The 22988-nt window shown below is 67.7% G+C and carries 28 protein-coding genes and 1 pseudogene; 13 read left to right on the top strand and 16 right to left on the bottom strand.

What is annotated here, in order from left to right:
• Positions 1–281: 281 nt before the first annotated feature.
• Together ACRSBM_RS13700 and ACRSBM_RS13695 are read right to left on the bottom strand one after the other, a co-directional pair.
• Positions 282–1109 (bottom strand): cytochrome c oxidase assembly protein, encoded by an 828-nt coding sequence (locus ACRSBM_RS13700; RefSeq protein ID WP_434443567.1) that lies wholly within the window; start codon positions 1107–1109, stop codon positions 282–284.
• Positions 1106–1591, bottom strand: coding sequence for a DUF2243 domain-containing protein (locus ACRSBM_RS13695; protein ID WP_434443564.1), 486 nt, complete (start codon positions 1589–1591; stop codon positions 1106–1108). The genes ACRSBM_RS13700 and ACRSBM_RS13695 overlap by 4 nt, the downstream gene beginning before the upstream one ends.
• Positions 1592–1735: 144 nt before the next feature.
• Between ACRSBM_RS13695 and ACRSBM_RS13690 the strand changes: the two genes are divergently transcribed.
• Positions 1736–2269, top strand: a complete 534-nt coding sequence (locus ACRSBM_RS13690) for a hypothetical protein (protein WP_434443561.1) — start codon at positions 1736–1738, stop codon at positions 2267–2269.
• A 202-nt stretch (positions 2270–2471) separates the two neighbouring features.
• Here the strand turns inward: ACRSBM_RS13690 and ACRSBM_RS13685 are convergent, their stop codons facing one another.
• Positions 2472–2771, bottom strand: coding sequence for a hypothetical protein (locus tag ACRSBM_RS13685; RefSeq protein ID WP_434443558.1), 300 nt, complete (start codon positions 2769–2771; stop codon positions 2472–2474).
• 244 nt (positions 2772–3015) lie between these two features.
• Here ACRSBM_RS13685 and ACRSBM_RS13680 point away from each other — a divergent pair, with 244 nt between their 5' ends.
• Together ACRSBM_RS13680 and ACRSBM_RS13675 are read left to right on the top strand one after the other, a co-directional pair.
• Entirely contained in the window at positions 3016–3309 is a 294-nt protein-coding gene (locus tag ACRSBM_RS13680) for a hypothetical protein (protein WP_434443556.1), read from the top strand.
• Between the two features lie 82 nt (positions 3310–3391).
• Entirely contained in the window at positions 3392–4162 is a 771-nt protein-coding gene (locus ACRSBM_RS13675) for a hypothetical protein (RefSeq protein ID WP_434443554.1), read from the top strand.
• 34 nt (positions 4163–4196) lie between these two features.
• Here the strand turns inward: ACRSBM_RS13675 and ACRSBM_RS13670 are convergent, their stop codons facing one another.
• Both ACRSBM_RS13670 and ACRSBM_RS13665 read right to left on the bottom strand, forming a co-directional pair.
• Entirely contained in the window at positions 4197–4541 is a 345-nt protein-coding gene (locus ACRSBM_RS13670; protein ID WP_434443552.1) for a hypothetical protein, read from the bottom strand.
• A 364-nt stretch (positions 4542–4905) separates the two neighbouring features.
• Positions 4906–6006, bottom strand: a complete 1101-nt coding sequence (locus ACRSBM_RS13665) for an Lrp/AsnC family transcriptional regulator (RefSeq protein ID WP_434443549.1) — start codon at positions 6004–6006, stop codon at positions 4906–4908.
• 100 nt (positions 6007–6106) lie between these two features.
• Between ACRSBM_RS13665 and ACRSBM_RS13660 the strand changes: the two genes are divergently transcribed.
• From ACRSBM_RS13660 to ACRSBM_RS13650, 3 genes are all read left to right on the top strand, one after another.
• Positions 6107–7444, top strand: a complete 1338-nt coding sequence (locus ACRSBM_RS13660; RefSeq protein WP_434443546.1) for an amidohydrolase — start codon at positions 6107–6109, stop codon at positions 7442–7444.
• A gap of 175 nt (positions 7445–7619) precedes the next feature.
• Entirely contained in the window at positions 7620–9167 is a 1548-nt protein-coding gene (locus ACRSBM_RS13655) for an AbgT family transporter (RefSeq protein ID WP_434443544.1), read from the top strand.
• Positions 9168–9174: 7 nt separating this feature from the next.
• Positions 9175–9462 carry a hypothetical protein gene (locus tag ACRSBM_RS13650; RefSeq protein WP_434443541.1) on the top strand — a complete coding sequence of 96 codons (288 nt, stop codon included), beginning with the start codon at positions 9175–9177 and terminating at the stop codon, positions 9460–9462.
• Between the two features lie 403 nt (positions 9463–9865).
• On the opposite strand, the gene ACRSBM_RS13645 is transcribed toward ACRSBM_RS13650, so the two are convergent.
• Positions 9866–10156 (bottom strand): hypothetical protein, encoded by a 291-nt coding sequence (locus tag ACRSBM_RS13645; protein WP_434443539.1) that lies wholly within the window; start codon positions 10154–10156, stop codon positions 9866–9868.
• Between the two features lie 405 nt (positions 10157–10561).
• Between ACRSBM_RS13645 and ACRSBM_RS13640 the strand changes: the two are divergent.
• Positions 10562–11257 (top strand): annotated as a pseudogene (locus ACRSBM_RS13640) (aminotransferase class I/II-fold pyridoxal phosphate-dependent enzyme); the annotation flags it as partial.
• Positions 11258–11515: 258 nt separating this feature from the next.
• On the opposite strand, the gene ACRSBM_RS13635 reads toward ACRSBM_RS13640, so the two are convergent.
• From ACRSBM_RS13635 to ACRSBM_RS13620, 4 genes are read right to left on the bottom strand one after another with little or no spacing between them, the layout of a single operon-like run.
• The gene (locus ACRSBM_RS13635) at positions 11516–11953 is read right to left on the bottom strand and encodes a hypothetical protein (protein WP_434453503.1); all 438 of its coding nucleotides are present in this window, start codon (positions 11951–11953) and stop codon (positions 11516–11518) included.
• Between the two features lie 19 nt (positions 11954–11972).
• Complete coding sequence (locus ACRSBM_RS13630) at positions 11973–13151, bottom strand: NAD(P)/FAD-dependent oxidoreductase (RefSeq protein WP_434443536.1); 1179 nt, start codon at positions 13149–13151, stop codon at positions 11973–11975.
• The gene (locus ACRSBM_RS13625) at positions 13148–13345 is read right to left on the bottom strand and encodes a ferredoxin (protein ID WP_434443533.1); all 198 of its coding nucleotides are present in this window, start codon (positions 13343–13345) and stop codon (positions 13148–13150) included. The genes ACRSBM_RS13630 and ACRSBM_RS13625 overlap by 4 nt, the downstream gene beginning before the upstream one ends.
• A gap of 10 nt (positions 13346–13355) precedes the next feature.
• Positions 13356–14504 (bottom strand): cytochrome P450, encoded by a 1149-nt coding sequence (locus ACRSBM_RS13620; RefSeq protein ID WP_434443530.1) that lies wholly within the window; start codon positions 14502–14504, stop codon positions 13356–13358.
• Positions 14505–14696: 192 nt separating this feature from the next.
• Here ACRSBM_RS13620 and ACRSBM_RS13615 point away from each other — a divergent pair, with 192 nt between their 5' ends.
• Genes ACRSBM_RS13615 through ACRSBM_RS13600 form a run of 4 tightly spaced genes read left to right on the top strand, consistent with a single transcriptional unit; the run spans position 14697 to position 17565 of the window.
• Positions 14697–15443, top strand: a complete 747-nt coding sequence (locus ACRSBM_RS13615) for an SDR family NAD(P)-dependent oxidoreductase (RefSeq protein ID WP_434443527.1) — start codon at positions 14697–14699, stop codon at positions 15441–15443.
• Positions 15440–15817, top strand: coding sequence for a PPOX class F420-dependent oxidoreductase (locus ACRSBM_RS13610; RefSeq protein WP_434443525.1), 378 nt, complete (start codon positions 15440–15442; stop codon positions 15815–15817). The genes ACRSBM_RS13615 and ACRSBM_RS13610 overlap by 4 nt, the downstream gene beginning before the upstream one ends.
• A 23-nt stretch (positions 15818–15840) precedes the next feature.
• The gene (locus ACRSBM_RS13605) at positions 15841–16611 is read left to right on the top strand and encodes an IclR family transcriptional regulator (protein WP_434443523.1); all 771 of its coding nucleotides are present in this window, start codon (positions 15841–15843) and stop codon (positions 16609–16611) included.
• 12 nt (positions 16612–16623) lie between these two features.
• Entirely contained in the window at positions 16624–17565 is a 942-nt protein-coding gene (locus tag ACRSBM_RS13600) for an alpha/beta hydrolase (RefSeq protein WP_434443520.1), read from the top strand.
• Positions 17566–17667: 102 nt separating this feature from the next.
• Here the strand turns inward: ACRSBM_RS13600 and ACRSBM_RS13595 are convergent, their stop codons facing one another.
• From ACRSBM_RS13595 to ACRSBM_RS13570, 6 genes are all read right to left on the bottom strand, one after another.
• Positions 17668–18048, bottom strand: a complete 381-nt coding sequence (locus ACRSBM_RS13595) for an AAA family ATPase (protein WP_434443518.1) — start codon at positions 18046–18048, stop codon at positions 17668–17670.
• A 94-nt stretch (positions 18049–18142) separates the two neighbouring features.
• Positions 18143–18427, bottom strand: a complete 285-nt coding sequence (locus ACRSBM_RS13590) for a hypothetical protein (RefSeq protein ID WP_434443517.1) — start codon at positions 18425–18427, stop codon at positions 18143–18145.
• Positions 18424–18696 (bottom strand): hypothetical protein, encoded by a 273-nt coding sequence (locus ACRSBM_RS13585; RefSeq protein WP_434443514.1) that lies wholly within the window; start codon positions 18694–18696, stop codon positions 18424–18426. Before ACRSBM_RS13585 ends, ACRSBM_RS13590 begins: the two co-directional genes overlap by 4 nt.
• Positions 18697–19257: 561 nt before the next feature.
• Positions 19258–19698, bottom strand: coding sequence for a hypothetical protein (locus tag ACRSBM_RS13580; RefSeq protein WP_434443512.1), 441 nt, complete (start codon positions 19696–19698; stop codon positions 19258–19260).
• Between the two features lie 17 nt (positions 19699–19715).
• Positions 19716–20252, bottom strand: a complete 537-nt coding sequence (locus tag ACRSBM_RS13575; RefSeq protein ID WP_434443510.1) for an isochorismatase family cysteine hydrolase — start codon at positions 20250–20252, stop codon at positions 19716–19718.
• Positions 20253–20274: 22 nt separating this feature from the next.
• Entirely contained in the window at positions 20275–21450 is a 1176-nt protein-coding gene (locus ACRSBM_RS13570) for a hypothetical protein (RefSeq protein WP_434443507.1), read from the bottom strand.
• Positions 21451–21581: 131 nt separating this feature from the next.
• Between ACRSBM_RS13570 and amcB the strand changes: the two genes are divergently transcribed.
• Positions 21582–22685: a cyclophane-forming radical SAM peptide maturase AmcB gene (amcB, locus tag ACRSBM_RS13565; protein ID WP_434443506.1), complete on the top strand. Its 1104-nt coding sequence runs from the start codon at positions 21582–21584 to the stop codon at positions 22683–22685.
• Positions 22682–22945 carry a multiple cyclophane-containing RiPP AmcA gene (gene amcA, locus ACRSBM_RS13560; protein ID WP_434443503.1) on the top strand — a complete coding sequence of 88 codons (264 nt, stop codon included), beginning with the start codon at positions 22682–22684 and terminating at the stop codon, positions 22943–22945. The genes amcB and amcA overlap by 4 nt, the downstream gene beginning before the upstream one ends.
• Positions 22946–22988: the final 43 nt, after the last annotated feature.

Raw genomic sequence — 22988 nt, 5'->3', positions numbered from 1 at the left:
ACCGGACGCTTCGGTCATCCGTGGACCACCGAGCTGATTGGGCAGCAGACTCGGTCCCACAAAGCCGGCGTGCGGCGATGAGGCCGCACCGCCGACACTGGTGGGCTCCGGACGGACATCGCCATGATTTGTCCCCTCTGGCAGTTGCCTTGTGCGATGGGTGAGCGTTGGGCGGCCAACCGTCGGTCGGGATGGGACCGACCGGGCGGTGTTAGACCGGCGGCACGTCGCACCAACCCCACCGAGGTCCGCTGCAACCTCAGTGTGGCGATCCGGTGAGTTCAGCGTGCCGATGGCAGGGCCGGGGTTGCCGCCCGCGCACGACGAGCGCGGGTCAGGGCTCGACCGGTGGCAGTGAACCACTGGACGGCCAGGATGACGGCGAGGGCGAGTTCGACGAGGTCGCCGCCGTAGTACATCAGCCTGGCGCCGGCGTGCAGGTCGGTTGTGTCGAAGGCGGTGCCGGCGGGCGGTGTGGCGTAGAGGCTCTTGGCCAGCACGGCGTGAACGGCGCCGGTTGCCAGCAGTGTGCCTCCGCGCACCATCAGGCTCCAGCGGCGGCGCACGGGGTCGAGCTGGCAGATCGCGACGGTGAAAAGCAGTCCGGCAGCCAGCACGTGCGCATGCACCACAGCGTGCAGCAGAGGCTGATCCCTGGTGGCTTCGAACAGGCCCGTGCGGTACAGCAACCACAGTCCGCCGACGTCCAGCACAGCCGCCACCGGCGGGCACAGCAACCATTCTGCGCAGCGGGAGTGCACCACCGCCAGCAGACCCCGGCGGCGACGACCGGGCGGCAGGGCGCGCAGCGCGAGTGTGACCGGGCGGCCCAGGACCAGCAGTAGCGGGGCCGCCATGCCCACGACCAGGTGCTGGGCCATGTGCGCGGTGAACGGCCCGCCCGCCTCGATGCCCACGACCGCCCAGGCCAACCCGGCGACGCCGAGGGTGAACGACCCGTCGCGCCGCCGGGACCAGTCGTCACCGCGGCGACGCAGATGAGCAGCGGCCCACAGATATCCCACCCCCGCCAGCAGCGCGATCACGATCACCAGCGGCTCGATGAATACCGCGTCGCCAGGACCGTGGTGCACGTGTCCCCGCGTCACGACGCCGGCACAGTGCGCCGGGCCGCGCGGACGGCCAAGGCGACACCGATGAGCAGTAGCACCAGACCGGCCAGGTTCCACGCCAAGTCGTAGAGGGCGATGTCCACCCCGTAGCGGACTTGGTGCAGCCGCAGCAGCTTGTGATCCACGATCCCGTCGAAGAGCTGGAAACCGCCCAGCCCCAGGAAGAACCCGGCCCAGGCATGGGCACGGGACAGCGTGCGGCGGCGGCGCAGGTCGGCGTAGAGGAAGAACCCGGCCACCAGCCCCACTAGCTCGGCGCTGTGCAGCAAACCGTCCGACAGCAACCCGATCGCCGGTGTGGAGCGATCGTAGAAGTGGTGCCAACCCAGAACCTGATGGAAGACGATCTCGTCCACCGCCGCCATCACCGCCACGCCGATCAGCGCGCACACCATCATCGACCTGCGGGTCTGGGCCGGTGCGTCAGGGGAAGCGTGCATGGGGACCGGTCGGGTCATGAGGCCGGGGCCTTCCAGTCGAGCACCTGCTGTCGGACACCCAGATACCCCGCGCAGCCTGCGGTCAACCAGCTACGGACACCACCTCGCGCCGTACCAGCCAAGGAGATGAGTGGATCCATGGGAAGCGGGTATCCACAAATCATGATCAAACGAGCACTGTGGCAGGGGCTGCTCGCCGGCGCCGCCGGAGGCGTGGTGATGACCCTCGGGGAGAAGATCGAACAAGCGATCACCGGCCGACCCGACTCCCACGTCCCCGCACGAGTGCTGGAACGCCTGACCGGGCTGCCCGAGCGCCCCGGCAAGCAACCACTGGCGCTGAACTGGGCCATGCACTTCGGCCAAGCCGCCCTGCTCGGAGTTGTGCGCTCGATCATGGCGCAGGCTGGGCTGCGCGGACCGGTCGCCTCGGCCAAGTTCACCGTCGTGCGCCTCACCAACGACCAGATCCTGGAAAACGCCACCGGCGTCGGTGCCCCACCCACCACCTGGCCCCGCACCGAACTGGTCGTCGACCTACTGCACAAGGCCGTCTACGCCTTCGTCACCGGTGCCGTAGCCGACGCACTCGCCGCCCGCGACGGGGACGGCCCCGGCCAGCGCCACGCCGCCCTACGCCCCGGACGACACGCCGACATCGGCCCTCTGTCCCACGAGGACGCTTACACCCGGTAGGAGTCCGCAATCGCGCACATCGAACACCTCCGAAGTCCACACTCCCGCCCGTGCAGGGCAGTGAGGCCCGGCGCCGATCCGACCACCGTCAGCGCCACCACAAGAACGAAACCTCGTCCGCAGAACGAGGCCGGTCTGATCTGCCGGCGGCTGTCGCCGGAGCTGTTCAACGGCCGCCGCGATGCCTGGAAGTCATTGAAGTTCAAGGAACATCCCGGCTTGGCGAAGACCGGTTGAGGTCGGTGCTCACCGTGGGTGCCGCGAGCGCCTTGGTCCCGGCTCGCATGCGGAACGGTTCCAGCTCCGCGCGTTGACGCTCGGCCCGCTCGATCAACTCGTCGAAGTCGACGTCCGGCAGCCGGGCCGCGAGGCCGGCGAGGTCGCGCAAGGTCTCCCAGAGCTGCTTCTTGCCGTCGATCCCCATCGTGAGGATCTCCAGCTCCAGGAAGCGGCTGAGCGGCGAGTAGGTACGCAGAGCACCGTTCAGCTTCAGCCGCGCCACCCGCTCCGCGCCGATAGCCGCGTCCGACCACCGGGGCGACCGCTCTGTGCGAGGTGCACACCAGTATGGCCAGCCACAGCAGGCCGAGCACCGAGATCATCACCAGCCCATCCAGGTGAACACCGTAAACAGCTGCATCCGCGTGGCGGTCGGCTGGATCAGGTAGCCGCTCACCGGTTGTCCGTGTCGAGCTGTTGTTCTGTCTTTTCGATCAGCACGGTGATCGCGGACGCTGAGGCCGGTCGTGCTCGCCCGGCTCGCCGAGGACGAGCAGCGCCTCGCGAACGACGAACTGCCCTTGCTCGACGAGGCAGAGCGGCGGGGCAGACTGAGGATTCTGCGGTCGGACGACGGCGAGAGTCTGCTGCTCCTGCCGGGGCCAGTGCAAGCGCAGGACGAACGGGCGCCCGTTCCGTTTCCCGAGAAGCTGGCGATGCTGCGCAGGGAGATCGAGAACTCCGGGAACGAGTCGCTCCTGCGGCTCCTGGCGGCGGCGTACGACACCGATCATGGCTGGCAGGAGGAATGGCGGACCTGACCCTCACTGCGAACAAGCCGCGGCATCGGACCGCATCGCGATCACTCCCGGTGGGCGGCCGACCGGGCTGGCGGAAGCCGAGATGCCGCTGCCGGATGGTGCCGTCTTCCTGGCACCGCATCCCGGTCAGGGCAGGCTGCTGCTCGCGTGCATCGACCCTTCGGTGGCCGACGAGTCGGACCCGCTGTCGGTGGTGCCCGAGCTCGACCCCTTCGACCCGGCCAACGGGTTCGCGGAACCACCGGAGAGCTCGTCCTACGCACCGGAGTTCCTGGATCGCTACCGCGCGGCACAACGCGAGCGCGTGGCCCGCATCGACGCTGTCGCACACGCTCACCTGGCGCGTACGGCCGACGCGCGGGCGGCGTTCAACGCAGACCACCGCCCGCAGAATCGGCGGCGCTCGCTGGCACCGCGGATCCTGACCGTGTTCCGCACCGACGCCGACCCGCGCACGGTGGATCTCAACCTCGACCCCAGCGAGCGCCCGTACGGCTCCCTGTTCGGCAAACGGCCCGATCTGATCAACTACGGCCTGGCCGGGTTCGGGCGCCTCACCACACCCGAGGCTTGGCTGTCGACGTGGTCAGGCCTGAGCTCCCACGCCGACTTCGTTCGATGCGCACCGGGCGTCGAGGTCCCGACGCTGTACATCGAGCTGACCGGTGACCAAGCCGCCTTCCCCAGCGATGCCCGCCGCATGATCAAGGCACTCGGCGCGACGGACACGACCACGGCGAAGGTGCGTGGTCTCCACTTCGGAGCCGCGATCGCGGAAGGCGAGCCGACCGGCAACGAACTCGCCGCAGCGGAGATCACCAGGTGGCTTGGCAATCGGTTCCCGATCGCCTGAACTGCCCACCAGCGCACAAGCAGACGATCCTGCGTCAGGGAAGCCGCTCCAGCACCGCAGTCTCAACCTTCACACGACTGCGCTCCCCTGCCGACAGGAAGGCCGCTGCCTGCTGCCCTTCCTCTTCCACCTCATCTCGTTCCAGTGTCAGTGAGCGAGCGCAACGGCCGCACGACCACGGAGTCGTCATCGTGCGACCAGCGCACACGATCACGTGGTAGCCGAGGAAACGGCCGATCCGCACGACCGCGGTCGCGAACTCGATCGCTCCGAACACGATCATGCGGGCCGACGGCGCGAACGACTGCACGAACACACCCAGCGCCACCGCGCCGGTGGACCCGGCTGCGAGCATGCCCTCGGCCTGATCCGCCACCACCGGCCAAAACCGTCAAGCACGCCGTCAGCGGGTACGACGAGGCGCCGTCCCATACCGTCGTCGGGCTCCAGCATGGACGCGATGGCGACCGCATGCCCCTGCCGTACCGCCGCGATGGTCGCATCGTTGAGGCCGATGTCCGGCTGGACCAGCACCCCGATTATCCGTCGCGGGCGTGTCATGAGATCCAGCGGCGCATCGTGACCGGCTCGTAGTGCAGGTGGTAACTCAATCCAACCCGACGGGGCTCATCACGCTTCGTCGCAAGGTCAACTCCCGCGAGTTACAGACACAACTTCTGGCAACAGGCTTAGCCGTCGACCGTGACCATCTGGCCGCACGCGGGTGCGGTGGTCCTTCTCGGTCAGGCAGACGTTGGTGCTTCGATCTCGTGCCAGGGGTCGATGGGGATCACGGCGGTGGCGCGGCCGACGTCATCGAGCAGCCACCCCTGACGTTTGGATTGACGCAACGTGATGGCGCGCTCGGTGAGCGTCACTGTCGGGAGGCGTTCGGCGAGGCTGGTTTCCAGCCGCAGCAGATCACTGGCTGAGTTCAGCCAGACGATCATGACGAGATTGTTCGCGCCGGTGATGGCGGCGCAGAACCGGAGCTCGGGCAGGGTGGACAGGGTCCTTGCGGCGGCGTCGAGGTGATCGGGTGGGACTCGGGCCCAGAGGATGGCGGAGGCCGGCCATCCCGCGATGTTCTGGGCGACTTCGCAGCGCAGGGTGATCATGCCCTCATGGAGGACGCGCTGCAGGCGTCGCCGTGTGGTGGAGAGGCTGGTCGAGGACAGACTCGCGAGTTGGGCTACCGATCGGCGGCCGTCGCCTCCCAGCGCGAGCAGTAGCTCGCGGTAGCGCTCGGGCAGGATCTCGCTCTCCACATTGCCAGGCGGGGCGTGTCTGTTCAGGTAGGTCCGCTGTGCGGGTGTGAGGGCGTTGAGCCGCCAGGTGCTGCCTTCGCTGTAGACCTGGGTCACCGGATGCGTGCGGACGCGGTGGACGCCGCTGAGCTTGCTCAGTTGCTCCAGCACGAAGCGGGACAGCGCGTGAAGGTCGGCGGTCATCACCAGGGCGAAGAGGTCGCGCCCGCTGCCCGCCTGGTGCAGCGAGATGACCTGCGGCTTTTGCGCCAGGGCTGCGACGACCTGGTCACGTTCGGCGGGAGCACAGTCGACTTCGACGCAGGCCATGCAGTGGTGTCGCGCCCATACCTTCAGGCGGGGATAGGTGGTGACCCACGCCAACCCGTTGTCGGTGATGCGCTGCCACCGTCGGGTGGCTGTGGTGGGGCTCAGCTCCAGCGCCCGGCCGATCGTCGACCAGGCGGCTCGGGGTGCGATCTGGATGGCGTTGATCAACGCGAGATCCATCTCGTCAAGCGTGAACGAATCCTGCAAATGATCGCTCCAATTGACCAGTTTCGAGCATCCTTGCAGCTGCGATTCACCGATGTCCACACTCTCGTCATCCGATATTCAGCGTCGTCACACAGCGGGTGAACGAGTCCCGCGCGGCGCCGGCCGCTCTAAGACCACGCAGATGCAGGAGTACGGACAGATGACCTACGACGAACTCGTGGCTGTGCGTCGCGACCTCCATCAACATGCCGAGCCCGCCTTCCTGGAGATCCGCACCTCGACGATCGTGGTCACGCGGCTGCGTGCGCTGGGGATCGAGCCTCGCACCGGCCGCGATGCGATGCGTACCGGAGTCGTGACCGACTATCCGAGCGTTGATCAGCTAGATCGGTTCGCCTCTCGTGCCGTCGCTGCTGGAGCGGATGCTGCGCTCGCGGAGTTCGCGGCCGCGCACGGGACGGCGGTGGTGTGCGAGATCGAGGGCGATCTTCCAGGCCCCACCTGGGCGCTGCGATTCGACATGGACGGGCTGCCGCTGACCGAGTCGGATGAACCCGCCCACGTTCCAGCTGCCGCGGGATTTCGCTGCGCGGATGGATTCATGCACGCGTGCGGCCACGACGGGCATACAGCGATCGGGCTGGCTCTGGCCGAGCGGCTCGTCGCCGATCGCGGCTTCGCAGGGCGAGTGAGGTTGCTGTTCCAGCCCGCCGAAGAAGGTGGCCGGGGCGCGGCTTCGATGCTCGCCGCCGGGGCGGCCGACGGAGTGGACAAGTTCGTTGCGCTGCACCTGGGTTTGGACCTGCCCACCGGAGTGGTCGCCGGTGGAGTCGAAGGGATGCTGGCCACGACCAAACTGCGGGCGACCTACACCGGTGCCGCCGCCCATGCGGCGCTGTCTCCGCAGGAGGGACGCAACGCACTTCTCGGGGCCGCAAGTGCCGCGCTGGCCGTGATGGCGCTGCCGCGGTACTCGACCGCGGACACCCGGATCAACGTCGGCACGCTGCGCGCAGGCGACAACGTCAACATCGTGCCCTCCTGGGCGGAGATGACCCTGGAGGCCCGGTCGACCGACAGTGCCGTCTGCGAGGACCTCACCGAACGCATCGAGACCCGGCTGCACGGCGCCGCGGCGATGCACGATCTGAGGCTGGAACTGCATCGCACAGGTGGGTCCACCACGATGCGCTGCGACCGTCCGCTCGTCGACGCCGTCGGACGGGCCGCGGCCACACTCCTCGGCGACTCCGCCGCACACTCGCTATGGCGGATGAACGGCAGCGACGACGCCAGCCTGTTCGCGCACGCGGTGCAGCAGAACGGTGGCATGGCCACCTACACGGTGGTCGGCGCCGACCACCGTGCGCCCCACCACCACCCGTCGTTCGACATCGATGAATCCGCCATGGCCGTGGCTCTGGAGGTCCTCGACGAGCTCATCCGCACCCCACATCCCAGGGACTCACCCTCCCCACACCGGCTTGGCTTCCGGCCGCGGGGATCCCGAGCGCACCTGTCAACCGAACCGAGTTGACGAGCGAGGTGACCGACACCAACAAAGACGCGAGCACCACCTGCGCGGGTGCGACCTGGTGCCCGAGAAACCGCGGTTCGGCGCGCACCATGAGCGCGCGAGATCGGCGCCGTCCTCGGGTTGGGCATGTCCCGCACACCTCAGCCCACCTACCTTGACGTCAACGGAGACAGCAATGGCCAAGGCACCTTGGACCCGACCGGCGAAACGGGTCTTCTCCTCCGCTCTCGAAGGTATCGAACGGGTCGGCAACCGCCTGCCGGATCCCTTCATGCTTTTCGTCTATCTCTTCGCCGTACTCGCGGTCGTGTCCACTGTCTTCGCTGCCCTCGGCACCACGGTGACCATCCCCGGCACGAGCAAGCCAATCGCCATCCGAGGACTGTTCACCGGCGACGGAGCCGAGTTCCTGATCACCAAGATGATCGAGAACTTCATCGAGTTCCCGCCACTGGGCAACGTCTTGCTCATGCTCATGGCCGTGGGCGTCGCCGAACGAACCGGCTTGCTCAAGGCCGTCGTCCGTGCAGCTCTGACTCGGGTCTCCGGCCGGGTCCTGCCCTACGCCGTGGCATTCGTCGGTTTCCAGGCCCACGTGATGTCAGACGTGTCAATGATCGTTATCCCGCCGCTGGCCGCACTGTTGTTCCGTGAGGCCGGTAGACATCCCGTCGCCGGGCTCATCGGCGGCTTCGCCTGCGTCAGCGGCGGTTACGGGGCCGGCCTGCTGCTGGGTAGCTCCGACGCGCTGCTGGCCGGGATCACCAGCAAAGCCGTCGACATCCTGCCGATGGGCACAGGCATCGACACCCACATCGCGATGAACTGGTTCTTCACCGCAGCCTCCGGGCTGGTGCTGCCGTTCGTGGGCGGCTGGATCACGGCCCACATCGTCGAACCCCGCCTCGGTACCTACCAGGACATCGAAGCCGGCGACGACGAGGTGGCAAGCGGACTCGACCCAGTCGAACGCCGGGGCCTGCGCAATGCCCTGATCACCCTCGCGGTCTACCTTCTCGTGGTCTTCGGAGGATGGCTCGTGCCGGGAAGCCCGCTTCGCGGCGACAACGGCGCGTTCGTCCCCTCCCCGTTCTTGAGCGGCCTCGTGCCCATCCTGTTCGTCGCTTTCCTGGCCACGGGCATCGTCTACGGCCTCAGCATCCGCGCCGTGACGTCCAATCGTGACGTACCCAGGCTCATGGCCGACTCGGTCAAAGAGGTCGCGGGCTACATCGTGCTGATCTTCGCGGTCTCCCAGTTCATCGCCCTGTTCTCGTGGACGAACGTGGGATCCCTGCTCGCGGTCAAGAGCGCCGAAGCCCTCACCGCACTCGGTCTGACTGGATTCGGTGGCATCCTGCTGTTCGTCGCGCTGGCCTCAATGCTCAACCTGTTCATCATCTCCGGCTCCGCCATGTGGTCGCTCATGGCGCCGGTTTTCATTCCAGCTTTCCTGCTGCTGGGATTCGAGCCTGGCCTCGTTCAAGCCGCGTTCCGAATCGGAGACTCCGCCACCCAGATCATCACCCCGATGAATCCCTACCTTCTGGTCCTGCTCACCTTCGTCCGCAAGTACCAGCCGGGAACCGGGCTCGGCACGCTGATGGCGCGTCTGTCGATCTATGTCATCCCATTCTGGGTTTTCTGGGCCGCGCTGCTCGCCGTCTTCTACTTCGCCGAGATCCCCGTTGGCCCCGGAACCCCGATTCATCTCCCTCACTGAGAGCCGCATGGCCTTCCCCGAGGCTCGCCGTCGCCAAGTCGAGAAAATCTCCGAAGGCGACGAACTGTTCATCACCGCGTCCCAGGTTCACGGGCGAAACCCGTACTCACGGGGTCTCCGTCCGGCTGGACCAGTTTCACTCGCCTCCCAGGCGCACTGCGGGCACGTCGTCGAAGCCGCCCTCGACCTGACCGGTGCGGCAGAGGGCCGGCTGCACGGTCGTTTCCCCAGCATCGACGGCGACTGGCTCGGCGTCGTCAACTACGAGATCGGTTATGCCGACGGGGCGTCGTGACAAGTTGCACCTAGAGAGTGCGCTGCCTCAGTTGGCCAGTGGGGCTCGTCGGTAGCCGCGCACGCTCTGGTGTGTTAGCGCGTTCCTCAGACTGTTGGGGCGTCGAGGCGGTGCGACCCCGACAGCACAACACGCTGCTGTTCCAGTCCGCCATCCGAACAGAAGAGGTCGGGACGTAAAGACCTGAAACACGATCGACCTCATGGGTACAAGACGACCACCGTCCGTACAAGGCTCACCCGTGGACGGCGGCGCCGGTATGGCGGCGCGGTCAACTGGTCAGCTCAAAACCCTAGCGGGTCGACCCCTCGATGGCCTGCGCACGCAACAGTCAGCTCGAGTGTGCTGGCGAACTTGAAGGACGTGCGCAGGCCGAGACCAGCCCGGCCGAACGGCTACCAGATCAGGCGAGGATGAGAGGCTTCTCAAGAACATCGATGTTCTTGAGAACATCGATGGACTGAGCATCAGTGACGATCTGCTGCGCGGCGTTCTGGGTGTTCTCGCTGTGACTGACGGAGCCGTCCGTGTTGCCGTTGTTAATGGCCGAGTTCTGGCTCGCGAGGTTGATCACGCCGAGCTCATTTCCGATCAGATTCCGCGGAGTGGCGGGTGAAGCGTTGGCAGTCGACGCGACGGACGCAATGCCTCCGGCGATGACGGACGCGACGACGAGCTTCCCGAGCATCCGCATGGGTAGTACCTCCAAGCCGTTGATAACGGTGAAAGCCCGACAGCTCGGGCACTACGGCTCATCGGCAAGGAGTGCGCACGACCTGACACATCGTTGCGGCGCACCTTCGCACATCACACGATTGAGTGAGCTGCGATGGCAGTGAGTCCACGACCTCACCACGACCCGGTTGTCCGGAACTCGGCTTAGAACTGCGACACAGCGCAAGCGAACAACCGGCATGAGTGAAGCTCAAGCGACCATCGACCCCAGCGGCGACGGACCGAACTCGGTCGCCATCCTCCGGAAGTACTCACAGTTCGGCGCGGACGTCCCGAATCTGCACAGGCCTCTGGCCAGATAGCTCGAACGAGCGAACATTTCCCTGGGGTCGTGTCCGTTGGCGGGCTGCATCGTGCTCGAGGCATGAAGATCATCAATACGGCTGCCGGCAGCTCTCTGCTTCCTTCGTTCGTCCAGGAACGCGTGGAGGCTTTCCACACGGCGGGGATCCGGGGCCGGTGGCATGGCCGTCACATCCTGCGAGGCCGGCGACTGCCAAGCCCCGGCTCCACGGTGGTCGACAGCAACGACTACCTGCGTCTGGCCGGCGACAAACGCATCGTGGACGCCGTCGTGGAATCTCTCGACGCGATGCGGGGAGCGAGGCTGGCTTCGGCGGTACTGCTGCACGAGGAGCACCCGCAGACCGTGCTGGAGCGGGAGTTCGCCCGCTACCTCGGCTCGGAGGCGGGCGTTTTCACCCAGTCCGGGTACGACGCCAACGTGGGACTGTTGCAGACCCTGGCCGGGCCTGAAGTGCCGGTGTACGTGGACATGCTGGCCCACATGTCGCTGTGGGCGGGGGCGAAAGCGGCCGGTGCCCCGGTACGGCCCTTCCGACACAACGACACCGCGCACCTGCTGCGCCACATTGAGGAATACGGGCCTGGAGTGATCGCGGCCGACTCGATGTACAGCGTGTGCGGCAGTCTCGCCCCGCTGGCCGCACTGTGCGATGTCGCCGAGCAGACCGGCAGCGTCCTGGTCGTCGACGAAGCACACTCACTGGGCACCCACGGCCCCGAAGGCGCGGGCATGGTCGCGGCGGCCGGACTGACGGCGCGGGTGCATTTCCGCACGATGAGCCTGTCGACCTGCCGACACAAAGCCGCTGGTCAGTCCTGTTCCCATCCTTTGGTAGTCCCGCCCGAAGTCCGGCCAGCAGTCCTGCTGGCTCGCACCAATCATCTCGTCCGGCTTGACCGCGCCCTATGGCCACGGACGAGACCCGCGAGACGGGACACCATCGCAAGCAGCCTCGCCTCCAGCACGTCAGGCATTCTGTGCGAGCCGCTCGCACCGCGCCCGGCCGGGTGCTCACCCCAGTCGAGCCGCCTTCCGCCTGTCCCACCAGATGGCGCCCGCCGTGATCACCGCTCCGGCCGCCTCCCACACCGCCGCGCCCAGGTAGGACGTCGGCGCTTTGCCCTGCGCGATCATGCTGAGGAACCCGATGGCCTGCGCCGACCTGGTCGCGACGGTCACCGCCGGGAACCACGACCAGCCCTTCGCCACGCCCAGCACGTACAGGGCACCGGTGTTGAGCGCCGCGACCGATGAGCTCGTCATCGTCACGCGCAGCGGGTCGTCCTCCGGGTAGTCGCCGGGGTCCAGGCCCACCGCGGCCATCTGGGCGTCCTGGTTGAGCAGACCCATCACGCCGAGGCCGAGGGCGATCGCCCCGGCCGCGCCCACGGTCCAGCCCGCGGTGCTGTGCTTCTGGAACAGGCCGAGCTTGGCCAGACGTGCGTTCATGTCACTCCCATGTGGATGATCAGGCTGCGAGGTCGTGCCATGGGCGCTGTGCGGCGATGGCCGCGCGCCACTGGCGCAGGGTTCTCGGCGGGGCGTTGACGGCGACGACACCGGTCAGCCGTGAGCCCCTGCGGTAGGCCGCCACGAACCGGCGGCTGTCCAGATCGCCTTCGACCACGGCGACCTCGTCGTGGCCGGGCAGGTGGCCGTATGCCTGGACCTTCAGGTCGTACTGGTCGGACCAGAAGTACGGCACGGGCGCGTACGGCCTGCGCGCCGCCGGGTCGAGCAGGCCGCGGGCGACGGCGAGGGCCTGTTCTGCGGCGTTCGTGCGGTGTTCGACCCGCATGGAGATGCCGAACAGCGGGTTGTGCCAGCGCGCGACGTCGCCGACGCCGTACACGCCGGGGCCCGCCTCGCAGAACTCGTCACACGCAAGTCCGTCGGAGAGGCGCAAACCGCTGTCCCGCAGCCATTCGACGTTCGGGACGCAGCCGATGGCGATCACGACGACGTCCGCGGGCACGTGCGTTCCGTCCACCAGCTGCACGCCCGTCACCCGGCCGCCGAACCCGAGCACCTCCCGCACCGTGACGCCCGTGCGCAGCGAAACGCCGTGCTCCCGGTGGACCGAGGCCAACGCCTCCCCCACCGGGGCTCCGAGCGCCCGCGCGAGCGCCGGTTCCTGGTCGAGCACCGTCACCTCGACGCCCAGGTCACGGGCCGCGGCCGCGACCTCCGTCCCGACGAAGCCGGCACCGACGACGACCAGGCGGTGTCCGGGGCGCAGGTCCTCCTTCAGCCCCAACGAGTCCTCCAGCGTCCGCACGAAGTGCACTCCGCGCACACCGGCGCCGGGGAGGCCGCGTGGGCGGACGCCGGTCGCGATGACCAGGGCGTCGTAGGGCACCTGGCCGTTCGACGCCCGCACCACGCGTTCCGACACGTCGACACCGGTCGCGGCGACCCCCAGTTCCAGGCGCACACCGAGCGCCTCGACCTGCGCGGCCGGTCGCAGCAGCACTTGGTGGGGCGCGAGCCCTCCGGTGAGGACCTGCTTCGACAACGGCGGTCTGTCGTACGGCAGGTAGGCCTCATCGCCGATCAGCGTGATCCCGCCGCGGAAACCCAGTCCCCGCAACGCTTCGGCCGTGGCGAGGCCACCCGCCGAAGCTCCGACGACGACCACGTTCCTCACGGCTCGATCACCCGGATCGCTGCCGCAGGGCACACCAGCGCCGACTCGCGGACCCCCGCGTGCGACGCAGGCGGCGGCGCGTCGTCCAACAGCACCACCAAGCCGTCGTCGTCGCGCTGGTCGAACACCTCGGGCGCGATCAGCACGCACTGACCCGACGCCACGCACCTGGGAACATCGACTGCGACGTGCATTTCGTTCTCCTCAAAGCCAGGCAACGGGCATGCGGGCGGGGCCGTACGCGGAAGCGGTGTGCTTGTAGACGACCTGCTGCCCGTCGGCGATGCGCAGGCCGGGCAGGCGGCGCAGCACCTCGGGCAGCACGACCTGCAGCTCCATCCGGGCCAGCGGCTTGCCGAGGCACTGGTGGACGCCGTAGCCGAACGCCAGGTGCTGCCGCGCGTTCGGACGGGCCAGGTCCAGCTCACCGCCGCCGGGGAAGACCGCCTCATCGCGGTTGGCGGAGTTGAGCATCACGATCACGCCCTCGCCCGCGCGGATCGTCACATCGCCGAGCACGACGTCCTCGGTGACGACCCGGGAAACGCCGCTCTGCGCGATCGTCAGGTACCGCAACAACTCCTCGACCGCGGCGGCCGGGTTCCCGTGCAGCACGGGGATCTGCTCCGGGTTCTCGAGCAGGGCCAGCACACCGAGGCCGATCATGTTCGCGGTGGTCTCGTGCCCGGCGAAGAGCAGAAACGATCCGACGTCGGCGGCGTCGCGTACGGTGAACGTGCCCGCGTCGACGTGCTGGCCCAGCCTGCTGATCAGGTCGTCCCGCGGCCTCACGCGTCGCTCGACGACGAGTGCTTCGAGGTAGTCGCCGAGCGCTCGCTGCGCCGCGGCCTTCTGCTCGCCGATGTACACGGAGTCGATGAGCACCCGCGAGTGTTCCTGGAAGAACTCGTGGTCGTCGTACGGGACGCCGAGCAGCTCGCTGATCACCAGTGACGGCAGCGGCAGCGCGACCGATTCGACGAAGTCCGCGGGCTCGCCCTCCTCGACCATCTGGCGCAGCAGGCCGTCGAGGACGCGGGTGGTGGGTTCGCGCAACGCCTCGATCTTCCTGACCACGAACTCGCGGGCGAGCACCTTGCGGAACACGTCGTGCACCGGGTCGTCCTGGAACAGGAAGAAGCCGCGCGGGAGCACCGCGGGCGAGCGCGCCGGGTAGCCGGGGCGGGTGAGGTCGGTGCTCGCGGCCGTGTGGGCCAGCACCGTGCGCGCGTCCTCCCAGCGCCGCACGAGCCAGGCCTGCGGAGAAGCCTCACCGAGCGAGATGCGGGCAATTGGCGGAAGAAACGAATGTTGACGCGGCGGATCGAAGGGCGCGTCTTTTTCGCGGGTCATGGACAAAACGGGAACGTCGTTCTCAACGTCGAACACAAGGCCACGCTAACCACGGTGGGCAGCACGTTCAACATGCTGACAAATGATGCCTGAGCTGCTGTTTCCGGGTCACGATGTAATCGGCGAGCACAGCCCCGATCACCATGTGATCGAGGTTTGACAGCACCACGACCGATCCGTTCACTCATTGTCATGACCTGGATTCCACCCGATCTGAACGGCAAGAGGTATGCCGTTACCGGCGGCACCGCGGGAATAGGCAGGCACATCGCCGACCGGCTTTCCGCGGCCGGCGCCGAGGTCGTGACTCTCGCCCGCGGAGGCCGGGCGACCATCCGGCTCGACCTCGCCGACCTGGACTCGGTCGCCGCGGCGGCCGGCCGGCTGTCCGAACTGGACGGGCTGGACGGCCTGGTCCTCAACGCGGGCACCAACGACGACGAGCGCGCGTTCGCCACGAACCACCTGGGCCACTTCGCGCTCACCGCGTTGACGCTGCCGTCGCTCATCGGCGGCCGGGTGGTGTCGATCGGCAGCATCATGACCAGATGGGTGAAGTACGACCCGCGCGATGAGGAGTCCTACGCGCAGTCGAAACACGCCGTGCTGCTGTTCGCGTTCGAACTCGACCGCAGGCTACGGAAGTCCGGTGTGGACATCCGCTCGACGGCGGCGCACTCCGGCCTGGCGCTGGAGCGCTTCCCGCTGCGGTGGCCGGTCCAGAGCAAGGCCCGCGGCGCCTGGCCCGCGCTGCGCGCGGCCACCGACCCGGACGCCCTGGGCGGCCTCCACTACGGCCCGCGGTTCGGCACCGCGGGTCCCCCGGTCGTCGTGGCACCAGCGGCCACCAGCAGGGATCCCGAGCTCGCCGCCCAGCTGTGGGCGCGGTCCGAAGAACTCACCGGCCTCACCTTCGACCTCCCGGCAGGCACCCGATGACCTCCCTCGACCAGCTCGCGAAGAGCAGCAACGTCAGCCTCACCACGTTCCGCAGGGATGGCACCCCCGTCGCCACACCGGTGGGAGGCGTGGTCAGCGGGGAAACGCTCTACGTCCTCAGCTATGCCGGCACCGGCAAGCTCAAGCGGCTGCGCAACAACCCGCGCGTGGTCGTCGCGCCGTGCGACTCCGCCGGCCGCATTCCCACCGGCGCGCGGAGCATCGAGGACACCGGCCGCATCCTGGACCGGGCGGAGACCGAGCGGGCGTACCGGCTGATGGCCCGCAAGGCACCGCTCGCCCGGCTCGCGAAGGCCTGGTACGCGATCCGGCGCAAGCAGGACCCGTGGGTCGGTGTCGAGGTGACGTTCTGATCCGGCACGGCCAGAATCGGCTCGTGGACACCGTCGAGCCGTCGGTCACCGGCACACAGAGCGTCTTCCGCGCGCTCAAGATCCTCCACGCGTTCACCGCGGCGCGGCCGACGCTGACCGGGCCCGAGGTCGCCGACCTCTTCGGCTACTCGCTCCCGACCGCCTACCGGCTCCTGCGCGCGTTGGAGGCGGAGAACTTCCTCGTGCTCGACCGCTCGACCCGCGCCTACAGCCCCGGGCCGGAGATCCTCCGCCTGGCCGGGGTGATGCTGCACCGCGACGCGCTGGTCGCCCAGACCCAGACCAGCCTCATCAGGCTACGCGCGCTGACCGGCGAGACCGTCGCGATCTACTGGCGGCTCGGCAACAGGTGCACCTGCACGCAGGAGATGCCCAGCCCGCAGCCCACCCGGATCGAGGCGGGCATCGGCGCCGACTTCCCGCTCACCCTCGGCGCCGCGGGCAAGGCCCTGCTGCTGGACCTGACCGAGACCGAGATCCGCGACCTGCTGACCGAACCGGACGTGCCCGCCCCCGTCGGCGGCGCCGCCACCCTGCTCGCCGAACTGGAGGCCGCCCGCCGCCGCGGTTACACGATGAGCCGCGGCGAGACCATTGAGGAATCGGTGGCGATCGCCGCACCCATTCCCTGGGTGCGGCGGGGGCTCGCGGTCTACAGCGTGATCGCCCCGGAGTCCCGCTTCGGGCCGCGGGAACGGGACGCGGCCGCCCGCACGCTGGTCGAGGAGATGGACCGGCTGCGTTCGATCCTGCAGGGCCACACCACCTTCTGACTGGAGCCACCCGTGCCGATCACCGGCGAGCGCCCTCAGCGGACCACACTGACGGCGCGGTTCCTCGGCGCCCTGATGCGCTTCAGCCCCGGCCTCGCCGGGTCCACCACATCCCAGCTGCTCGCACGGCAACGGCGGCACCGCCGTCGCGCGACTCGGCTCGGCCGGCACACCCACCTGCGCACGATCGGCACCCCGTCCGGGAGCCTGGTCCTGCGCGTGCGGACCCCGCCGGCCGCCGGTCCGCACCCGATCGTCCTGCACATGCACGGCGGCGGCTGGGTGCAGGGCAGTCCCCGCGACGGCGACTGGATGTGCGCCACGATCATGGCGCTGACCGGCGCGGTCGTCGTCTCGGCCGAGTACCGGCTCGGCCCGGCGACCGTGCACCCCGGCCCGCTCGACGACTGCCTCGCGGCGCTGGAGTGGGTCAGCGAGCACGCCGCCGAGCTCGACGGCAACCCGGCCAGGATCGCGGTGCTCGGCGAGAGCGCGGGTGGCAATCTGGCAGCCGCGCTGTGCCTGCGGGCACGCGACGCCGGCGGACCGCCGATCGTGCACCAGACGCTGCTCTATCCGGCGCTGGACGCGACGATGTCCTCGGACTCGTACCGGACGCAGTCGACCGCGCCGATCCTGCCCACCGCGGCGATGCAGGCGGCGTGGCGGCATCACCTGCCCGCCGGTGCCGACCGGCGGGACCCGTTGATCTCGCCTCTGCACGCTCCGGACCTCTCCGGCCTCCCGCCCGCGACCGTCGTCGTGGCGGGCAACGACCCGCTGCACGACGAGGGCGTCGAGTACGCGCAAAGGCTCGATGCCGCCGGCGTTCCGGTCGACTTCCACGACTTCCCGAGGATGGTGCACGGCTTCATGAACGTGCCTCGTCTGTTCTCCGACACAACCGAGGCGATGGCCAAAGTCGCGGCGGCACAACGACGTGCGTTCGGGTAGTCCCGCATATCGTCCACCTATCGAAAACGCGTATGTCCTCGCGAGCCGGGACCTTCCGCCCCTGCCAGCCTTCATGGCTGGTTGAGGCAGTCCGACGGTCGCTCAGGATCGCCTGCCTGGGGACGGGGCCGCGCGACCCGTCTCCAGGCCGCTACTCGGGCGTGGATAGGCCGAACGATGACTCCACCACGAGGCTGCCGATATAAAACCGCTGGTCAGCCCTGTTCCCATCCGTTGGTGCTCCTGGACGAGCTGGCGGAGGATCGCGACGAAGGGCACGTACGGCGGCCCGCCCGCGCCCAGTTCCAGGCAGCCACCGGTCAGCACCAGCGGGTCTCCGGTCACGGTCTCGGTCGCGGCGGCCACCAGGCGCGTCTTGCCGATGCCAGCCTCGCCGAACACCAGCACGGTGATCGGCAGGTCCCTCCTCGACCGCTCGTAGGCGGCGCGAACCGCCGCCAACTCCTGGTCGCGGCCAACCAACCGGCCACTTGTTCGGATCGCCGTCGTCCGCGAGCCAGAACAGCTCCCCGCCCATCGGATGACTGAAGGCGGCCCACGGGATCAGACCGGGAAGCTAGGGAAAGACAGCGTACGGAGGCTTCCTCCCGTCCTTCAACGACAGCATCACCTCGCGGTAGAGGGCGAGCAGATCGCCCTCCTCCCCTGTTCGAGTCGGCGCGTTGATCAGCACCGTCCCGGCGTACTCGCCTTTCGGCACCGCGCTGAGCAAAGCCTTGTAGTCATCCGGCAGAGCCAGACCGAGCAGACGCTCCGTCACCATCCGGTCCAGCTGCCACTTGGGCAGGCCAGAGAAGCCAACAACATCAGCCAACACATCAACAGCGGCGAAACGCGTCATTCCCTATCACGCAACGAGATCCGCCGCAGCCGTGGTGATCGGACCTCCGAGAAGCTGAGCCACTCCGGCTCGTCGATCGGCCGGAACGCCGGGACCTTCCGGGACCAGGGATCCTGTGTCGGGGCGAGGACCCGGCTCCGGATCCGGCCGGTGACGAAGCCGATCAGGAACTCAACCGCGCCGCAGTCGAACTCCTCCACCACCGGCTCGTCGCGGTAACGCCAGATTCCGCCGTTGGAGACCGCAACCGTCCACTGGTCCGGATCCATTGTTGGCGCACCCAGAACTGGCCTGGCCGTCCGGACCGCGCCCAGGGAACGAGCCCTTCCGGCACGTCCCGCGGATGCTCCCGCCGCCACTGTTCTGCCTCGTCCAGCTCGGTCCGGAACTGATACAGGTGGTCCAGTACGCCGTCAACGCGGTACGGAGGCTGCACGATCACTTCGGCGAAGTAGTCCGGCGCCAGAAACCTTCCAGGAGGGAAGACGTCCAGCAGGTCGCGGTAGTCCGGCGGTAGCTCGAACCCCAGGCTCCGGTGGACTACCTCCCACGGCGTCTTCACATAGGACCGTCCGGCCCATCCAGTCGTCTCTGCCAGTTCACGCACACCGTCGTGCACGTGGCTACCTCCCCGTGTTGTTCGGCGCGTCGGGGCGTTCAGCCCCTGAGCTAACGGCAGCGGTCCGCAGCGACTTGCGCAAAGGACCGCTGCCGTTGCCGCTACCGCTCAAGCACCAACCCTTGCCTGTCGCGAACAACATCCACACGCGATCAGGGCTGGCCGGAAGTACGTGTTCACATCCGCAGAGCACAACCGTTTGAGGTGCGGCCTACTGATTGCCGAATGCTGGTGACCAGGGTGCCCAGGTGGCGTGATGGACGGGAAGTCCGGCCTCCCGAAGCTGACTGACGACGCGGGGATCGTCGTCCACGATCAGAGCGATTACGCGCCGCTGTTGTAGCTCGAGAACGCGTTCAAGCTTGACCAATCGCGCCGGTCTCTTGTCGCCGTGCGGCTGCATCAACAACTCGCCTACTGGCAAGCCCTGTTCGACGAGCCAACTACGGGTCAGCTCGGCCAGTCGCACCGGTCGGCCGGTGAGCCACACAATGTCGTGCTCTACAGCCAGCTTGCGAGCCAACTGAGCACCATCCGGGAGCACTGGATCGTCTCCGGCCGCGTCGAAGAAGTCCGCCCACTTGGTCGGCGAGTCGGAGTCGAGGAGGTGGAGGCGATGTCGGGCGTCGGCCACGGTGCCGTCGATGTCCATCACCGCTACTGGTCGCGTCACGCTGTCGTCACCAGCTTCTCGGTGAAGAGGTCCTCGGCGTCGATGAGCTGGCGGCGCCCGATGAACCGGCTGGTCACGAGGAGGCCCGCCTCGTGCGCTTCCTGTCCCGCGTGGCTGTAGACCGCGTCCTTGACCACCCAGGGCGTCAGGCCGCGCTCGAACGCGTCGCAGGCCGTCTTGAGTACGCACGACTCGGTCGCGATCCCGACGATCACGATGTCGGTCCAGCCGTGTCGCGCCACCGTCGCGGCGCCTTCCTCGGTGAACAGCGAATAGATCGGCTTGTCCAGCACCGTGACCGCACGCTGGGAGGCTGGAGCCAGGTCGTCGACGATGTCTATCTCGGGAGACTTCTGCATCCGCGACCAGTTGATCAGCCGCTCGTAGGGCGAACCAGGATAGTTGACGAATCGGGTGAACACGGTCGCGCCGCCGGCTTCTTCCCAGCGACGCACGACATCTGCCACGTGCGGAACGATGGGCGCTGACTTGCTGGACACGAAGCCGTTCTGCATATCGACGACGACCAGCACGCTCTTGGCAAGGTCCACCTGATCATTCTCCGCTCGTGTCTCGCAGCAACTCCAGCGCGGTCGTCAGGTGCTTGCCCAGCTCGCTGGTCTCGAGCACCGCCCGCCTCATCGCGGCGTGTTGCGCTGTCTCCTGCGGCCTGGCCACGGTCAACCGCGACCTGACCGCGCGAATCCAACGCCACCCGTACTCAGGTGGAACAACTGGATCACATCCTTGTTCCACCTGCTCGTGCACGCGGTGGCAGTAACACCACAACGCCTGGACCAACAGCTCGCAGTCGACCAGATCAGACATCTGGAGTGCTCGTCCTGCCGCCTGCGGGTAGTAGCTGAGCCCCGCCCAGCTCGCGCAGCCGATGGACAAGCCGCGGATGCCGAACTCATCGATGCGGCTGTCGTGGAATCCTTCGCGCAGCAGTGTCTGCTCCACCAGCTCCGCGTGGTGCAGGGAAGGCCCGGCTTCGTCCGTTCCGCGGTCGAGCAGGACGCGCGGCATGCTCAACAACCGCATCGCGGTGTCGAGGTCCTGGCCGCTCCACGGTGACTCGTGCAGCCAGTAGGCCGACAGCACGTAGTGCGCGATGGGTCTGTCCGAGCCGATCAGCGCGCAGAGCCACTCGGTCGCCCATTGCCTGGTCTCCCGATACGTCTGCCGACGCCACATCGCCAGGCTGGCGATGTTCGGCACGCTCAGCTCCTCGGTTAGGTGGAAGACCGCGACACCCCAGGGGAACGCGTACAAATCGCAGTGACCGGCCGGATGTTCGACCTGTCCGACGTGGCAGTCCGCCCATTGCACCGAGCCGGGTACGAGGTTCGCGCGCTCGATGAGCGTGGAGAGCAGTTCAGGGCCGAGGTGCACCGGCACGAACTTGTGGCTCGTGAGGCCGCACGACTGGCGGTTCGCCGCACCTGTGCTGAGGGTGCCGAACAGCTCATGCGGTGTGGCCTCGAACGCGGCGCAGTACAGCCGGATGTAGACCTCATCCCGCACCGCGGCTCTGCCGGTCTCGTGCCGGTAGATCGCCTTGGCTATGGCGCCCAGCTCAGGCGTTGTGAGCTCCAGTTGGCGACCGAGCCGCTCGAACTCCCTGGCGAGCCGGTCTCGTCCCCATCCCTTGGCCTGCCGCCGGCCGATCAGCACGAGGTTCGGCGTCGGACGCTTCCCCTCGCCGGTCGCAGCGGCGTCGCTGGACATGATCGATGTCCTTCCGTGTCCCTGCCTGTCATCTGCCGCATGGTCGTCGTCCAAACCATATTTGAGTCAACACGAACGAACCCAGTCTTCGACGTTCGACGTCATGTCCGCGATAACGCACCGGAGGAGCGATGGCCCGATGGTTGGCCGAACAGCCCAAGACCATCGCCGTCCAACCAACAACGCTGTGCCCGATGGACTGCACCTACTGCTACCTGCTCGAACGGCACCTCAAGCAAGAAATGACGCCTCAGGTGGCCGCCTCGATCGCGGACGGCATCGCCGCGTCGTGGGAGCCAGTCGAGGTGGTGTGGCACGGCGGCGAACCATTGGTGGTCGGGCTCGAGCGGTTCGTGGAGTTGTTGCAGCCGTTCGAGCCTCTGCGCCAGGCAGGACGCGTGCGGCACAAAGTCCAGACCGGCGGCGGGAGGCCGATCACCGACGCCTGGTGCGACGTGTTCGAGCAGTACGAGGTCGGCGTGGGTGTGAGCATCGACGGACCTCGTGAACTCAACCACCACCGCGTCGACCGCGGTGGCCGGCCGATGTTCGACCGGACCATGGCGGGCATCAAGACACTGAAACGACGCGGCATTCCCTTCACCGTCTTAGCGGTCGTCAGCCAGGACGGCACCGGGCAGGCCGCGCAGGTCCTGGACTTCATACGAGACCTGGGCACCTCGTGGGTCGGGTTCAACGTCGAAGCCAAGGAAGGCGCGAACGCCGACGGACAGACTCCCTCGATCGACCACACCCGCCAGTTCTGGCGTGACACGTTCGAATGGTGCCGCCGCAACAACGACGTGACCGTGCGAGAGGTCTCGAACCTGTTGGGGTTCCTCGGCCTGACACAAGACCGGCGCGACGCGGACGCCCGGCACGACCCCATTCCGACGATCGCGTGGAACGGGGACGTGGTGCTGCTGTCACCGGAACTGCTCGGGGTTCGCAGCATCACCTACGACCACTTCATCGCGGGCAACGTGCTGGAAGACGACCTGCCCACGATTGTGCAGCGCGCTGACGAACTGCTGTACGTCCAGGAGTTCGCGGCCGCGCTGGAGACCTGCAAGCAGACGTGCGAGTTCTTCTCCTTCTGTCAGGGCGCGCACGCGGGTGATCGGGACTTCGAACACGACACCTTCGCCGCGACCGAAACCGACCACTGTCGAAACTCCGTTCAAGCGCCCGTTCTGGCGCTTGCCGAACTACTACAGGCAAGGGGAAGCGAATGACGGTCTTGGAGCACATGGTGCGTACGGTGTCGAACCGCGACACTGAGTGGGCACAGTTCGTGGCCGCGAACACCACGAAGAGCGTGAACGCCAGCGGCGTGGACTGGGGCCGCAAGATGGCGGGTGGTCCTGGAGCGCGGAAGGACCGGACGAAGCCTAGTGACCACCTGGTCATCGCGAATGTGTTCATCACTCGCGCTCCCACACTGCTCCCATTTGCGCAAACGCTTGGGCATCCGGAACCGCTAAGAGGCACCTGACCAGCATGAACATGCCGGTGTGCTATTAGGGTTCAATCAGTGA

The sequence above is a fragment of the Lentzea xerophila genome (assembly GCF_051094245.1).
Classification (GTDB): domain Bacteria; phylum Actinomycetota; class Actinomycetes; order Mycobacteriales; family Pseudonocardiaceae; genus Lentzea; species Lentzea xerophila.
The sequence above is the reverse complement of the archived record's forward strand: the minus strand, read 5'-3'. Positions and strand labels throughout refer to the sequence as shown.